Here is a 14,412-nt window from a genome sequence, read left to right as displayed (position 1 = left end):
CTCAGACGGTCTCGAAGTTGCGGCGAACCTCCGCCAGGTAGACGGACAACGCCATGAGGGCATTGCCGAGCGAGCCCAATTCAGTCGCCTGTTCTGCAGCAGCCTGATGACTCTGCCAAGTCGTCGTCAGCTTTTGGGCTTCCAGTACCCAGCGATCACGCCAACTGTCGACATTGCCAGCAGTGACCAGTTCGTCATGTTCTTGAACAGCCTGTTGCAACAAACTCTGCAACGACGACAATGCCTGTCGCTGTTCGGCAATCTGCCCGACACACGTCGCCCGGGCTGACACAAGATCCGAGAACTTGCGTCCTTCGCCTATGACATCCAGGTTGGCCTCGAACTTCTTGACGGCTGCCTTCACCAGTTCAGGGCTCACCGTGGGGTTCTTGATGCTGCTCAACAACAGGTCCACTTCCTCCTCTGTCGGAATCATGCCCTTGATAATACTGAACAGCGTTGGCACTTCGAACGTCTTGATGATCTGGTCCAGCTCGTTCTTTTGACGCTCCATGCCTGCAACCACTTCCAGCAGGTGGTCGACACTGGCTTGTATACGTTCCTTGGTCCCTGCCAGCTGTGAACGGCGCTCCTCCAATTCCGACAGGCGATAAACCTGTATTGCGCTGACTCGTTGGTTCAACACCTGCAACGACGCCTTCAAGCGACCCCGCAGACGCACCAGCTCGTCTTCGATATCTTTCTTGATGCCTTGGTTCTGGCCATTTTGCGAACTCACGACTGCGGCATTTATCTCCGACCAATTCTGGTGCGCAAGATTGAGCGTGGCACTCAATACCTGGTCTTTCATGTGAGCGTCGCACTCCCTGAGCAGCCTCAGCAAATCCGAGACGTTCTCCCGGATGGACGAGCTCAGATGTTTTGCCTTCATATTTACAAACTTGGAAATTTCACCTTGCATCAATCGCATTGCAGACACATCGGGGTACTTCACAAGTATCGGGCTGCTAATATCCATATCAATTCTCCTGATTAAAACTTTTCATGACGTCGTTAAAAATCAATGCCAACTCGTGCGAAATATTGCCAATCTTGTGCCACGGGCGAACCACACGATCGATCCGACGCGCAAATCGTTCCACGCTGACATGGGTATCGAGCAGGTCAAGTTCCTCACTCGAGACTTTTGTATGGTCACTCAAGGTGCGGATAACGTAGCGCAAGTTCCAGGCGGCCGTATTGACCTCTTTGAGTCGGCCCTTGATGTCATTGAGCAGACCCGACAGTGTGGCCAGGTTCGCCAACTGCGGGGTAAACGATTGCATCTCCATCACCAACTCTTCGCGACGTTCCTGCAGGTTCTGCTTATTTTGTTTCGCACGCTTTGCCAGATCACCGAACAGCGAGTAAGTTAGCCCAACCCCCAGGGGGGAAAATGTCAGCCCGAACAGGGTAAAGCCCGTGAAGCCGGAAATGACCGAAGAGTGATACTCGATTTCCTCGTCCAATACTCGCAAGCTGTCTGCAAGCGCTGCTGCCCTCTCGCCGGCACCGGCAATGTCAAGCGTCGAATCCAGCCCTGCCAACTTTGGCAGCAAAGTATCTTCGACATCCTTATAGAAGCGATCTGCACGCGTTTGAACCTGATCAATATCCTTCGATATCCTGTCGATCAGCTCTTTGATATCCTCGATCGCGCCGTGGATGGATTCAGCCTTAAGCGTACGTTCGTTTTCATCAAGCGGTACTGTCTCCAGTTGCTCCAACACCGCATCCTCGATATCGGAGAGACTATTGCCGTGCATACTGCGGATTTCACTCACGAGCAGCGCGCCTTCGGTGGCGAACGTCTGCGCGAAATTTTCCAGTTTCACGCTAAGGGCTTGAGTTTCGCGCTCTAATGGCTCCCACCCTTCGGCATGCTGGTTCAAGTCGGAGATAAAACTACTAACCCCCTCGCCATCCACGCCCAGCTTCACGAAGTCGATCCACTCGCTGATTGGCTCCGATGCGCCCGGAAACGAATCCACGGCCTTGACGTAGCGTTTGATCACCAGCAGGTTTTCGCGGCTGAAGATCAACCCAGGTTGCTGCTCTGTTTTTATCGGATCACTGATCGTCTCGATGTATTGCAGAGGTATCAGCTCTGCTTTCTGCTGCGGGTCGAGAGTTGCTAACGACTCATTCTCTAGCACTTCCATAATGATCGTCCTTTGAGGGTCGGATGAGGTGCTCCGCCAGTACAGCGCAGAGCAGGCCTCACCATACGTCGCGCCCACCTCGTCTTCCGTGGCTCTAGGCTTGGCCCGGTGACATCCAATTCGCTTCCACTTGGCAGAAATACAGCACTTTCGAGTCACCACTTTCTTCCCAGACCCGCCGATCACTGGCCGCACTCCCGGTATGCAGCACCGCATGGCTTGGCTAGAATGTCGCCTTTGTCTGTTCCCCGAGCCCACTGTGAGCCAAGACCCCGACCGCCTTTTCGCCCAACCCCTGGAGCAGGTGCCCGACTTCGTCTTCAACGAGGACGTGGTGCGTGTGTTCCCGGACATGATCAAGCGCTCGGTACCCGGCTACCCGACCATCGTCGAGAACCTCGGCGTGCTCGCCGCACGCTTCGCTCAACCACACACCGCGCTGTACGATCTTGGCGCCTCGCTGGGCGCAGTGACCCAGTCGCTGCGCCGCCATGTGCGCCACGACGGTTGCCGGGTGATTGCGGTAGACAACTCAGCAGCCATGGTCGAACGCTGCCGCCAGTACCTCACCGCACAGGACTCGATGTTCCAGGAACTGCAGCCAGTGCAGGTGATCGAAGCCGACATCCTTGCCCTGCCCTTCGAGCCCGCCTCGGTGGTGGCGATGAACTTCACCCTGCAGTTCATTGCCCCTGAGCAGCGCCTGGCCCTGCTCGCGCGCATTCACCAAGCGCTGCTGCCAGGTGGCGCGCTGATCCTGTCCGAGAAACTGCGCTTCGACGACGTACAGGAACAGGACCTGCTCAACGACCTGCACCTGGACTTCAAGCGTGCCAATGGCTACAGCGATCTGGAAATCGCCCAGAAGCGCAGCGCCATCGAGCACGTGATGAAGCCCGACACCCTGCAAGCCCACCAGGAGCGCCTCCACGCCGCCGGCTTCTCGAAAGTCATACCCTGGTTCCAATGCCTCAATTTCGCCTCGCTGATAGCCCTGCCATGATTGATCTGTCTCCCCTCGTCCGCCGTCTTGCGGGCACGCCACTGGCTTCCTGGTCCCTCGGGCTGCAAGCACAACTCGACACCAAGCTGGAGAAGGGCCATGGCGACCTCGAGCGCTGGCGCGGCGCCCTGGATGCGCTGCCAGACCTCACACCCGAGAGAATCGACCTGCTCGACGGGTTGCGCCTGGACAGCAACTGCGATGACGCCACCCGTGCTCAGGTGCACCAGGCGCTGATGGGGCTTTCGCCGTGGCGCAAGGGGCCGTTCGACCTGTTCGGTGTGCACGTGGACACCGAATGGCGCTCGGACTGGAAGTGGTCGCGGGTCGGTCCGCACCTGAACCTCAAGGGCAAACGCGTGCTCGATGTCGGCTGCGGCAACGGCTACTACCAGTGGCGCATGCTCGGCGCTGGTGCCGACATGGTGGTCGGTGTCGACCCGAACTGGCTGTTCTTCTGCCAGTTCCAGGCGGTGCAAAAATACCTGCCAGACCTGCCCGCCTGGCACCTGCCCTTCGCCCTGGAAGAATTGCCCGCCAACCTCGAAGGCTTCGACACCGTGTTCTCGATGGGCGTGTTCTATCACCGTCGATCCCCCATCGAGCATTTGCTGGCGCTCAAGGACTGCCTGGTCAAAGGCGGGGAGCTGGTGCTGGAAACCTTGGTGGTCGAGGGCGATGAGCAGCACGTGCTGGTGCCCGAGGACCGCTACGCACAGATGCGCAACGTCTGGTTCCTGCCGTCGGTACCCGCGCTGGAGCGCTGGCTGCGCCGCGCCGGCTTCAGCGATGTACGCTGCGTGGATGTGAGCGTCACCAGCGTCGAGGAGCAGCGCAGCACCGACTGGATGCGTTATCAGTCGCTGGCCGATTTCCTCGACCCGAACGACCACAGCAAGACCATCGAAGGCCTCCCGGCCCCCCGCCGCGCCACGCTGCTGGCACGCAAATAAAAAAAGCGCCCCGAGGGGCGCCCAAGTTCACCAGCAGCGAGGAGCTGTCGCAGAGCCGGTGCCTCACTACCGCTAGTCCTTGGCTACCTCACGGGCCGTCTCCTGCGCCTGGCGCTCACGTTTGACCAGCACTTGCTGCCGGTCGCCGAACAGGCGCTCCTGCTCCTTGAGAAAGGTCTCCACGAACTGCTGTGAACGCTCCGCGCCACCTTCGGCGAAAACGCTGGTGCTGCCCATGGCGAGGGTCGCCAGCAGCAGATATTTGATCAGGTTCATCGTGCTTGCCTCATGATCACCGTTCAGACAGCGCCATCCTAGCCAGCGGCAGCTAACGCCAAGGTGAGCCCGGCATTACAGTCTTGCAATGTGGTCCTGCGGGCTGTGTTTCCAAGCGAAGGGGCCCGAACAGGCAGCCAGATGACGCCCGCATTACAAATCGGTTATCTGCGCCGACAACGCATTCTCATGCCGTAACATCCTGCAGCTTGACCCTAAAGCCCCTACAGGCTTGAGAATCGCGCCCTTTCCACCTCACAGAGCCCGCCATGCGCCTATTGATCATCGAGGACGAACCCCGTACCGCCGACTACCTGCAGCAGGGCCTACGCGAAAACGGCTACGTGGTCGATTGCGCATACACGGGCACCGACGGCCTGCACCTCGCGCGCAATCACAGCTACGACCTGGTAATCCTCGACGTCAATCTGCCCGAGCTCGATGGCTGGGGCGTGCTGCAGCGCCTGCGCGCCGAATCGTCGACTCGGATCATGATGCTCACCGCCCACGGCCGCCTTGCCGACCGGGTCAAGGGCCTGGACCTGGGCGCCGACGACTATCTGCTCAAGCCTTTCGAGTTTCCGGAGCTGCTGGCGCGAATCCGCAGCCTGCTGCGGCGCAACGACCAGCATCTGCAACCAGACACCCTGAAGGTCGCCGACCTCGAACTCGATCCCGGCCGTCATCGCGCCTGGCGCGGCGGCCAGCGCATCGACCTGACCGCCAAGGAGTTCACCCTGCTGCATCTGCTGATGCGCCAGAGCGGCGAGGTGCTCTCACGCACGCAAATCATCTCGCTGGTGTGGGACATGAACTTCGATTGCGACACCAATGTGGTCGAGGTGTCGATCCGCCGTCTGCGGGCCAAGATCGACGACCCTTTCGAGCACAAGCTCATACACACCTTGCGCGGCGTGGGGTACGTACTCGAGGCACGCGCGTGAAGGGCCGTACCCTGTCGCTGCGCCTCGGGCTTTCGGTCACCCTGATGGGCGCCGCGCTGGTACTGCTGCTGGCCTGCCTGGCAGTGTTTGCCCTCGACCACGAGCTGGACAGCCGCGCCCGTCGCGACCTGGCGCGCAAGATGCTGCAAGTCGAGCACAACCTGCGGGTGGACCTGCGCAGCGACGACCTTGGCGCCCGCGCTCATCCCTTGCTCGACCTGGTGATGGGGCACGACAACCTCAGTCTCAATGTGCTGGCGATCAATGGACGGCACCCGTCGCTGCTGAGCCTGGGCCCGGCACTGGAGGCGCAGGCGTTGCGCCAGCTACCCGCGGGCCAGCAGCCAAGCTTCACGCAATGGCGTGACAGCGATGGGCGGCAGATCCTCACCGTCACCCAGTTGATGCGCCTGCGCGACGACCAGCCGGTGCGAGTAATGATGTCGCTGGACCGCGCCGACGACAATGCGCTGCTCCAGGCCTACCTGAACTCGACCTTGCTGGCGCTGCCGATACTCTTGCTGCTGATCGGCATCGGTGCCTGGAAACTGGTGCAGCGTGGGCTCGCCCCCCTACGCCGATTCCGCCGCATCGCCGGGCAGATCTGCGCGCACGACCTGGCGCATCGCCTGCCGACCAGTGGCCTGCCCCAGGAACTGGCGGAGCTGGCCGGCAGCATCAACATCATGCTCGATCGCCTCGACCAGGGTGTTCGCCAGCTGTCGCAGTTCTCCGACGACCTGGCCCACGAATTGCGCACCCCCATCGGCAACCTGATGGGCAAGGCCCAGGTCACCTTGTCCCGCGAGCGCGACGGCAACCGCTACCGCGAGGCGCTGGAGGACAGCGTCGAGGAGCTCACCCGCCTGAACCGCATCATCAATGACATGCTGTTCCTGGCCCAGGTCAGCCAACCCCAGGCACTGGCCATGCTCAAGCCACTGTCCCTGGCCGATGAAACCGCACGGGTGATGGAGCTGTTCGACCTCAGCGCCGAACTGAAAGGAGTCGAGCTACGGGCACACGGCTGGGGCACGGCCTTGGCCGACCGATTGATGTTCCAGCGAGCGCTGTCGAATCTGCTGAGCAACGCCATCCGCCATAGCCCACAGGGCCAGGTGATCGAACTGGGGATCGAGCGGCGCCAGGACCAGGTCTGGTTGTGGGTGCAGAACCAGGGCGCGGGGATTGACGAGGCGCACCTGGCGCATCTGTTCGAGCGCTTCTACCGGGCCGGCTGTGGTCGCTCGCGCCTGGAGGGTGGCACAGGGCTGGGGCTGGCGATCGTGAAATCGATCATGCAACTGCATGGAGGCCGGGTCGAGGTCAGCAGCGCAGCGCAAGGACCGACTCGGTTCAGCCTGGTGTTTCAGGCCGAGTGATGGCGGCGGCTTCGCGAGCAAGCCCGCGAGGCCGCCCCAATATCAACGCGAAGCCGCCACGATCAAGGCCTTCATTTCTGCCACCGCCGCCTTGAAGCCGACGAACAATGCATGGGCCACCAGGGCATGGCCGATGTTCAGCTCATTGATCCCCTTGATCGCCGCCACTGCTTCGACGTTATGGTAGTGCAGGCCATGCCCGGCATTGACGATCAGCCCCTGCCCCACGCCAAAGGCCACGCCGTCGACGATACGCTTGAGCTCCTCGGCTACCTCGGTCGGGGTCTGTGCATCGGCATAGCGACCAGTATGCAACTCGATGGCCGGCGCGCCCACGCGACGCGACGCCTCGATCTGCCGCTCGTCGGCATCGATGAACAGCGACACCTCGGCGCCGGTGCGCGCCAGACGCTCTACTGCAGCCTTGATCCGCGCCTCCTGGCCTGCCACGTCCAGGCCACCTTCGGTGGTCAGCTCCTGGCGGGTCTCGGGCACCAGGCAGATGTGTGCCGGGCGGATCTTCTCGGCGAAAAGCATCATCTCTTCGGTGACGCCCATCTCGAAGTTCATGCGCGTTTGCAGCACGTCCTTGAGCAGCAGCACATCACGCTCCTGGATGTGCCGGCGGTCTTCGCGCAAATGCACGGTAATACCGTCGGCACCCGCTTCCTCGGCGTCCAGCGCGGCCTTGACCGGGTCCGGATAGCGGGTGCCCCGGGCCTGGCGCAGAGTGGCCACGTGATCGATGTTGACGCCGAGAAGCATGCGGTTGCTGTGAGTCACGAAAGGCTCTCCTGAAGATTGAGCCCCACAGCATACGACGTGCTCAACGCTTGCGAAACAGTTCCCGGCTGACCAGTGGCTTGGGCCCCAGGTGAACGGCCAGCGCCTGACGCATCAGGCGCTTGGCCGCAAGCAGCGCGCCCGGGGCATCCCAGTCGGCATCGGCCAGGGCCAACAGCTCCGTACCACTGAACAGCCCAGGCTGAAACAGCTCGACCCGCTCCAGCCCGGCGTCCACCTGAAGCCGATAGCGCCCCTCGGCGACGACCGCATCATCGTTCACGTCGTGGGTCAGCGAGAAGGCATAGCCCAGCTCGTCCAGCAGACGCCATTCGAAGGCCCGCAGCAGCGGCTCCAGCGGCCGGCCGGCAGCCAGCGCCTCGAGGGTCAGGGTGTAATGCTCGAACAGGGCAGGAAACGGCGCTTCGGCAGGCAGCAGGCGCATCAGCAACTCGTTGAGATAAAGACCACTGAACAGCGCGTCGCCGTGCAGCCACCCGGCAAGGCCGACCGTATCCAACCGACCGACGTTCTTCAACTCGCCCCGCCCGCGTAACTCGACTTCCAGCGGCACGAAGGGTCGCACCGGGCTACCGCCCTTGCCCCGCGCGCGCCGCAACACCGCCCGCACACGGCCTTGGGCGGTAAAGAAGTCCACCAACGCGCTGGTTTCCTTGTAGGCGCGGCTGTGCAGGACGTAGGCGGGTTGCGGGGTGGGTTGATCCATGAGCGGTTACTCGGTCTCAGGCAAAGCGCACACCTGTAGGAGCGGGCTTGCACGCGAAGAGGCCAGCCCAGGCACCGTGGATGCATGGCACAGGCGTTGCCTGTGTTCGCGGGCAAGCCCGCTCCTACAAGGCGCGCGGCGAGGCTTAGAGGTCGCCGTAACCCAGCGAACGCAGGGCGCGTTCGTCATCGGACCAGCCGCCCTTGACCTTGACCCAGAGGTTGAGCATGACCTTGGAGTCGAACAACACCTCCATGTCCTTGCGAGCCTCGGAACCAATGCGTTTGATACGCTCGCCCTTGTCGCCGATGATGATCTTTTTCTGGCCGTCACGCTCGACCAGGATCAGGGCGTGGATGTGCAACACATGCCCCTGCTGTTTGAATTCTTCGATCTCGACGGTGATCTGGTACGGCAGCTCGGCGCCGAGCTGGCGCATGATTTTCTCGCGTACCAGTTCGGCTGCCAGGAAGCGGCTGCTGCGGTCGGTGATCTGGTCTTCCGGGAAGAAGTGATCGTTTTCCGGCAGGTGCTTGGCGATCTGGGCTTCCAGGGCGTCCAGATTGTGCCCCTGCTGAGCCGAGATCGGCATCACTTCGGCGTTCGGCAGTTGCTCCTGCAACCACTGCAGGTGCGGGATCAACTCGGCCTTCTCTTCCATGCGGTCGGTCTTGTTGACCGCGATGATGAGCGGGCCGGTGACGTACTGCACACGCTCGAGCACCAACTGGTCCTCGTCGGTCCAGCGAGTGCGGTCGACCACGAAGATCACCACGTCGACATCCTTGAGCGCTGCCGAGGCGTTGCGGTTCATGTAGCGGTTCAAGGCCTTGTCGTTGGCCTTGTGCATACCGGGGGTGTCGACGTAGATCGCCTGCACATCGCCTTCGGTCTTGATGCCGAGCATGTTGTGACGGGTGGTCTGCGGCTTGCGCGAAGTGATCGCCAGCTTCTGCCCGAGGATGTGGTTGAGCAGCGTGGACTTGCCCACGTTGGGGCGGCCGACGATGGCCACGTAACCGCAGCGGGTCGGATTGTTCTCAGTCATTGCCATTCTCCACGCCCAAGGCGATCAGTGCGGCGGCAGCGGCGACCTGCTCGGCGATACGCCGGCTCACGCCCTGACCACGGCTCTTGTTGTTCAGCAGCACCACTTCGCATTCGACGAAGAAGGTGCGGCAATGTGGTTCGCCCTGGATATCCACCACTTCGTAGCGCGGCAGTTCGCAGGCACGCGACTGCAGATACTCCTGCAGCCGGGTCTTGGGGTCTTTGTTGGTGTCGACCAGCGTCAACCCATCGAACTCGCCGGCCAGCCAGGCGAGAATGCGCTCGCGGGCGGTCTGCATGTCGGCGTCCAGATAGATCGCCCCGATCAGCGCTTCGAGTGCATCGGCAAGAATGGACTCACGGCGAAAACCACCGCTCTTGAGTTCGCCCGAGCCCAGGCGCAGATAATCGCCCAGGTCGAAGCCGCGGGCCAGGCGGGCCAGGGTCTCACCCTTGACCAGCCGTGCGCGCAGGCGCGACAACTGGCCTTCGCGAGCCTGGGGGAAGCGCTCGAACAGCGCCTCGCCCGCCACGAAGTTGAGAATCGCATCACCGAGAAACTCCAGGCGCTCGTTGTTGCGCCCGGCATAACTGCGATGCGTGAGTGCCAGGAGCATCTGATCCTGGTTCTTGAAGGTATAGCCGAGCTTGCGCTCCAGGCGTTCGAGGGAAGCGCTCATGCAGCCACCCCTTCGTTGTTAAACGCGTTCAAATCAACATCCTGAAAGACTGTTTGGCTGTGTCACGCCGTCGTGCAGCGGCGAATTTACCCATCCCTGAGAACACAGCCTATGTCAGAAATGCATTCGGCGCTGTCTGTTGACAGCGCCGAGAGGTATCAATGGATCAGGCCGACCCGCGACAGGTTGGGGAAGTGGCTGAGCTTGGGCTCGGGCCAGCTCATCCAGACTGCGAAGGCCTTGCCGACGATGTTGCGGTCCGGGACCATGCCCTGCAGCTCGCGCGGGATGCTCGGATCGTCCCAGTAGCGGCTGTCGTTGGAGTTGTCGCGGTTGTCGCCCATCATGAAGTAATGCCCGGCAGGCACGGTCCACTGCTGGTCAGGCGGCATGCGGTAGCGGCTCATCTCCTTGCGGATCAGGTGCTCGGCTTCGCCCAGCTTCTCCTTGTACAGCTCGGCACTGCCCAACGATCCGGCTTCGGTGCCCACCAGTTGTTCGGCGACCAGTTGGTCGTTGACGTACAGGTGCTTCTCGTTGGTGTAGCGGATCCGGTCGCCCGGCAGGCCAACCACACGCTTGATGTAGTTGACGTTCGGGTCGCTCGGATAGCGGAACACCATGACGTCCCCGCGCTGCGGGTCACCGACCTCGATGACCTTCTTGTCGATCACCGGCAGGCGGATGCCGTAGGAGAACTTGTTCACCAGGATGAAGTCGCCCACTTCCAGGGTCGGCTTCATGGATCCCGACGGGATCTGGAAGGGTTCGACCAGGAACGAGCGCAGCACCAGCACGATGAACAACACCGGGAAGAACGACTTGCCGTATTCGACCAGCAACGGCTCCTTGTTCAGGCGTTCGACCACCGCAACTTCGGGCTGGCTGACGCTACCCTGGTAGTTGGCGATCGCCGCTCGCCGGCGCGGGGCCAGGAACAGCAGATCGATCAGACCCAACAGACCGCAGACAGCAACGGCGATGACTAGCAACAGCGGGAAATTTAGCGACATAGGACCTAGCTATCCAACCTGAGCACAGCGAGGAAGGCTTCCTGTGGGATCTCCACGTTGCCCACCTGCTTCATGCGTTTCTTACCGGCCTTCTGCTTCTCCAGCAGTTTCTTCTTACGGCTGACGTCACCGCCATAGCACTTAGCCAGTACGTTCTTTCTGAGCGCCTTGACAGTGGTCCGCGCAATGATCTGGCCGCCGATAGCTGCCTGGATCGCCACGTCGAACATCTGCCGAGGAATCAGTTCCTTCATCTTCTCGGTCAACGCACGACCTTTGTAGGCCGCGTTGTCACGATGCACGATCAATGCCAGGGCATCGACCTTGTCGCCGTTGATCAGCACATCCAGTTTGACCAAGTTGGCCGACTGGTAGCGATCGAAATGATAGTCCAGCGAGGCGTAGCCGCGGCTGGTGGATTTGAGACGGTCGAAGAAGTCCAGCACCACTTCGTTCATCGGCATGTCGTAGCGCACCTGCACCTGGCTGCCGAGGAACTGCATGTCACGCTGAACGCCACGCTTCTCGATGCACAGGGTGATGACGTTGCCCAGGTGCTCCTGCGGCACGAGGATGGTCGCGGTGACGATCGGCTCGCGGAAATCGGCGACCGCCGAGACATCCGGCAGCTTCGACGGGTTGTCGACGACGATGGTTTCGCCGGTCTTGAGCTCCAGCTCGTAGATCACGCTTGGTGCCGTGGTGATCAGGTCCAGGTCGTATTCGCGCTCCAGGCGCTCCTGGATGATCTCCATGTGCAGCATGCCGAGGAAGCCGCAACGGAAGCCGAAGCCCAGTGCATCGGAGCTTTCCGGCATGTACTGCAGCGACGAGTCGTTGAGCGTCAGCTTCTGCAGGGCGTCGCGGAAGTCCTCGAAATCGTCGGAACTGACCGGGAACAGGCCGGCGTACACCTGCGGCTGGATCTTCTTGAAGCCTGGCAGCACTTCGACCTCAGGGGTCGAGGACAGCGTCAGGGTGTCGCCGACCGGCGCGCCATGAATGTCCTTGATGCTGGCGATGATGAAGCCCACTTCACCGGCCTTGAGATCGGCGGTGGCAGTGTGTTTCGGGGTGAAGACGCCGACGCTGTCGACCAGGTGCACCTTGCCGGTGGACTTGACCAGGATCTTGTCGCCCTTCTTGACCCGACCCTGGCGCACGCGTACCAGCGATACGACGCCCAGGTAGTTGTCGAACCAGGAGTCGATGATCAGCGCCTGCAAGGGCGCGTCGATCTCGCCTTCCGGCGCGGGGATGGTCTGTACCAGGCGCTCGAGCACCTCGTCCACGCCCATGCCGCTCTTGGCACTGCAGGCCACGGCGTCGGTGGCGTCGATGCCGATGATCTTCTCGATCTCGTCCTTGACGCGGTCCGGATCGGCCTGGGGCAGGTCCATCTTGTTCAGTACCGGCATGACCTCGAGGCCCTGCTCGATGGCGGTGTAGCAGTTGGCGACCGATTGCGCCTCGACGCCCTGGCCGGCATCGACCACCAGCAACGCGCCCTCGCACGCCGCCAGCGAGCGCGAGACTTCATAGGTGAAGTCGACGTGGCCGGGGGTGTCGATGAAGTTCAACTGGTAGGTTTTGCCGTCCTGCGCCTTGTAATGCAGGGTGACGCTGTGGGCCTTGATGGTGATACCGCGTTCACGCTCGAGGTCCATGGAGTCGAGGACCTGGGCTTCCATTTCGCGCGCCGTCAGGCCACCGCACATCTGGATGAAACGGTCGGCCAGCGTCGACTTGCCATGGTCGATGTGGGCGATGATGGAGAAATTGCGGATATGACTCAAATCACTCACGGGTCAACACTCGAAAAGGCTGCGAGCCGGACGCCCGCGGAAAAATAGCCGGGAATTGTACCTCAAGCCGGAGGGATATGGGAGATTCCTCTATCGCCACGCACACCTGCAAATGCGACATGAATTTGCTCGGCTCGCTGATGTTCCCACAGAAAATCATGACACGCTCATAAAAAAGGGCAGCCGAAGCTGCCCTTTCCTACCCTTCATTCAGCCTATTCAGCCAACTTGAAGGTGATGAAGCTGGCGCGCCCTTGTCGCAGCACACGCATCGATACCGAACGATTCTTCGGCAGGTCCTTGGCGATCTCGGTAAATTGCTTGGCCGAGCTGATCGCCTGGTTGTTCAGATGGCTGATAACGTCGCCCGGACGCAGGCCAATCAGGGCAGCCGGGCCATCCTGAACCTCCTTGATGACCACGCCGCCCTTGAGCTCGAGCGACTTCTTCTGCTCGTCGCTGAGGTCGGCGACGGAGACGCCCAGGCGGTTGCTGTTGCGCTCCACGCCGGCCTGACCACCGGTGCCAATGTCGGCATCGTCTTCAGGGAGTGCGCCGACAGTGATGTCCAGGGTCTGACGCTTGCCTTCGCGAATGATTTCGAGCTTGGCTTTCTGGCCATCCTTGAGACCGCCGACCAGGTGTGGCAGGTCTGCGGACATGATGATCGGCTGGCCGTTCATGCTCAGGATCACGTCACCGACCTGCAGGCCGCCCTTGGCCGCAGGACCGTTTTCCAGCACCTGGGCCACCAGGGCGCCGGCAGGCTTGTCGAGCCCGAAGGATTCAGCCAGGTCCTTGTTCACTTCCTGGATCACCACGCCGAGCCAGCCGCGACTGACCTTGCCGTCTTTCTTCAACTGGTTCGAGACATCGATCGCCACGTCGATCGGGATGGCGAACGACAGGCCCATGAAACCGCCGGAGCGGGTGAAGATCTGCGAGTTGATACCTACGACCTCGCCCTTCATGTTGAACAGCGGGCCGCCGGAGTTACCCGGGTTGATCGCGACGTCGGTCTGGATGAACGGCACATAGGTGTCGTTGGGCAAGGTGCGCCCCTTGGCGCTGACGATACCTTTGGTCACCGAATGATCGAAGCCGAATGGCGAGCCAATGGCCAGCACCCACTCACCGACCTTCAGCTTCTCGGAATCGCCCAGTTTGACGGTCGGCAGATTCTTGCCATCGACCTTGAGCAGTGCCACGTCGGTGCGCGGGTCGGTGCCGACCAGCTTGGCCTGCAACTCACTGCGGTCGGACAGGCGGACGATGATTTCGTCGGCGTCGGCAACTACATGGTTGTTGGTCAGGACATAACCATCACTGGAGATGATGAAGCCCGAGCCCAAGGACTGCGCTTCACGCTGGCGGTCGCCACCGCGCGGGGAACGCGGCTGCTGCGGCATGTTGCGCTCGAAAAACTCGCGGAACATCGGCGGCAGGCCTTCCAGATCGGGCATCTGCCCAGCGGCCACGCGACGGTCCGGCAGCTTTTGCTTGGTACTGATGTTGACCACTGCCGGCGAGGCCTGCTCGACCAGGGTGGTGAAATCCGGCAGGGCTTCTTCGGCCTGGGCGGTGAGCACCTGGCCGAGCATCAGCACGGCGGCGAACATCGATAGGTAGGTTTT

The 14,412-nt window shown here is 61.5% G+C and carries 14 protein-coding genes; 4 read left to right on the top strand and 10 right to left on the bottom strand.

All coding sequences use genetic code 11. The features are described 5' to 3' along the window. Position 1: 1 nt before the first annotated feature. On the bottom strand, positions 2–979 hold the full coding sequence (locus ACMGGG_RS03935) for an alpha-xenorhabdolysin family binary toxin subunit B (protein ID WP_414154903.1): 978 nt from the start codon (positions 977–979) through the stop codon (positions 2–4). Position 980: 1 nt separating this feature from the next. Beyond that, positions 981–2,162 carry an alpha-xenorhabdolysin family binary toxin subunit A gene (locus ACMGGG_RS03930; RefSeq protein WP_414154902.1) on the bottom strand — a complete coding sequence of 394 codons (1,182 nt, stop codon included), beginning with the start codon at positions 2,160–2,162 and terminating at the stop codon, positions 981–983. A gap of 259 nt (positions 2,163–2,421) precedes the next feature. On the opposite strand from ACMGGG_RS03930, the gene cmoA reads away from it, so the two are divergent. Both cmoA and cmoB read left to right on the top strand, forming a co-directional pair. Further along, positions 2,422–3,165, top strand: coding sequence for a carboxy-S-adenosyl-L-methionine synthase CmoA (cmoA, locus tag ACMGGG_RS03925; protein ID WP_414154901.1), 744 nt, complete (start codon positions 2,422–2,424; stop codon positions 3,163–3,165). Beyond that, a complete protein-coding gene (gene cmoB, locus ACMGGG_RS03920; RefSeq protein ID WP_414154900.1) occupies positions 3,162–4,118 on the top strand; it encodes a tRNA 5-methoxyuridine(34)/uridine 5-oxyacetic acid(34) synthase CmoB in 957 nt (318 codons plus the stop codon). The genes cmoA and cmoB overlap by 4 nt, the downstream gene beginning before the upstream one ends. Positions 4,119–4,190: 72 nt before the next feature. Here cmoB and ACMGGG_RS03915 read toward each other — a convergent pair whose 3' ends face one another. Continuing rightward, entirely contained in the window at positions 4,191–4,394 is a 204-nt protein-coding gene (locus tag ACMGGG_RS03915) for a hypothetical protein (protein ID WP_063543388.1), read from the bottom strand. Between the two features lie 269 nt (positions 4,395–4,663). On the opposite strand from ACMGGG_RS03915, the gene ACMGGG_RS03910 reads away from it, so the two are divergent. Together ACMGGG_RS03910 and ACMGGG_RS03905 are read left to right on the top strand one after the other, a co-directional pair. Then, positions 4,664–5,338: a heavy metal response regulator transcription factor gene (locus ACMGGG_RS03910; protein WP_054891829.1), complete on the top strand. Its 675-nt coding sequence runs from the start codon at positions 4,664–4,666 to the stop codon at positions 5,336–5,338. After that, positions 5,335–6,720, top strand: coding sequence for a heavy metal sensor histidine kinase (locus ACMGGG_RS03905; protein WP_414154899.1), 1,386 nt, complete (start codon positions 5,335–5,337; stop codon positions 6,718–6,720). The genes ACMGGG_RS03910 and ACMGGG_RS03905 overlap by 4 nt, the downstream gene beginning before the upstream one ends. Positions 6,721–6,762: 42 nt before the next feature. Here the strand turns inward: ACMGGG_RS03905 and pdxJ are convergent, their stop codons facing one another. The 7 genes from pdxJ to ACMGGG_RS03870 all read right to left on the bottom strand — a co-directional run bounded on the left by pdxJ (position 6,763) and on the right by ACMGGG_RS03870 (position 14,397). Next, positions 6,763–7,485 carry a pyridoxine 5'-phosphate synthase gene (gene pdxJ / locus ACMGGG_RS03900; RefSeq protein WP_232233620.1) on the bottom strand — a complete coding sequence of 241 codons (723 nt, stop codon included), beginning with the start codon at positions 7,483–7,485 and terminating at the stop codon, positions 6,763–6,765. Positions 7,486–7,546: 61 nt separating this feature from the next. After that, positions 7,547–8,230 carry a DNA repair protein RecO gene (gene recO, locus ACMGGG_RS03895; RefSeq protein ID WP_054891832.1) on the bottom strand — a complete coding sequence of 228 codons (684 nt, stop codon included), beginning with the start codon at positions 8,228–8,230 and terminating at the stop codon, positions 7,547–7,549. Positions 8,231–8,375: 145 nt separating this feature from the next. Beyond that, on the bottom strand, positions 8,376–9,278 hold the full coding sequence (gene era, locus ACMGGG_RS03890; protein WP_054891833.1) for a GTPase Era: 903 nt from the start codon (positions 9,276–9,278) through the stop codon (positions 8,376–8,378). Next, a complete protein-coding gene (gene rnc, locus ACMGGG_RS03885) occupies positions 9,271–9,960 on the bottom strand; it encodes a ribonuclease III (RefSeq protein WP_054891834.1) in 690 nt (229 codons plus the stop codon). The genes era and rnc overlap by 8 nt, the downstream gene beginning before the upstream one ends. 158 nt (positions 9,961–10,118) lie before the next feature. Then, positions 10,119–10,973, bottom strand: a complete 855-nt coding sequence (gene lepB / locus ACMGGG_RS03880; protein WP_054891835.1) for a signal peptidase I — start codon at positions 10,971–10,973, stop codon at positions 10,119–10,121. A 5-nt stretch (positions 10,974–10,978) separates the two neighbouring features. Beyond that, positions 10,979–12,778 (bottom strand): translation elongation factor 4, encoded by a 1,800-nt coding sequence (lepA, locus tag ACMGGG_RS03875; protein ID WP_054891836.1) that lies wholly within the window; start codon positions 12,776–12,778, stop codon positions 10,979–10,981. A 215-nt stretch (positions 12,779–12,993) separates the two neighbouring features. Further along, the gene (locus ACMGGG_RS03870) at positions 12,994–14,397 is read right to left on the bottom strand and encodes a DegQ family serine endoprotease (RefSeq protein ID WP_371264425.1); all 1,404 of its coding nucleotides are present in this window, start codon (positions 14,395–14,397) and stop codon (positions 12,994–12,996) included. Positions 14,398–14,412: the final 15 nt, after the last annotated feature.

This window comes from Pseudomonas sp. BNK-44-b, from assembly GCF_047456245.1.
GTDB classification, from domain to species: domain Bacteria; phylum Pseudomonadota; class Gammaproteobacteria; order Pseudomonadales; family Pseudomonadaceae; genus Aquipseudomonas; species Aquipseudomonas machongensis.
This window is presented reverse-complemented; position numbering and strand designations above follow the sequence as displayed.

What these genes read in the sequence shown, in the direction of transcription:
- lepB (WP_054891835.1), bottom strand. Translation starts at nt 10,973, where the DNA reads ATGTCGCTAAATTTCCCGCTGTTGCTAGTCATCGCCGTTGCTGTCTGC.
- cmoB (WP_414154900.1), top strand. Translation starts at nt 3,162, where the DNA reads ATGATTGATCTGTCTCCCCTCGTCCGCCGTCTTGCGGGCACGCCACTG.
- ACMGGG_RS03935 (WP_414154903.1), bottom strand. Translation starts at nt 979, where the DNA reads ATGGATATTAGCAGCCCGATACTTGTGAAGTACCCCGATGTGTCTGCA.
- ACMGGG_RS03915 (WP_063543388.1), bottom strand. Translation starts at nt 4,394, where the DNA reads ATGAACCTGATCAAATATCTGCTGCTGGCGACCCTCGCCATGGGCAGC.
- rnc (WP_054891834.1), bottom strand. Translation starts at nt 9,960, where the DNA reads ATGAGCGCTTCCCTCGAACGCCTGGAGCGCAAGCTCGGCTATACCTTC.
- era (WP_054891833.1), bottom strand. Translation starts at nt 9,278, where the DNA reads ATGACTGAGAACAATCCGACCCGCTGCGGTTACGTGGCCATCGTCGGC.
- ACMGGG_RS03870 (WP_371264425.1), bottom strand. Translation starts at nt 14,397, where the DNA reads ATGTTCGCCGCCGTGCTGATGCTCGGCCAGGTGCTCACCGCCCAGGCC.
- pdxJ (WP_232233620.1), bottom strand. Translation starts at nt 7,485, where the DNA reads ATGCTTCTCGGCGTCAACATCGATCACGTGGCCACTCTGCGCCAGGCC.
- ACMGGG_RS03930 (WP_414154902.1), bottom strand. Translation starts at nt 2,162, where the DNA reads ATGGAAGTGCTAGAGAATGAGTCGTTAGCAACTCTCGACCCGCAGCAG.
- ACMGGG_RS03910 (WP_054891829.1), top strand. Translation starts at nt 4,664, where the DNA reads ATGCGCCTATTGATCATCGAGGACGAACCCCGTACCGCCGACTACCTG.
- recO (WP_054891832.1), bottom strand. Translation starts at nt 8,230, where the DNA reads ATGGATCAACCCACCCCGCAACCCGCCTACGTCCTGCACAGCCGCGCC.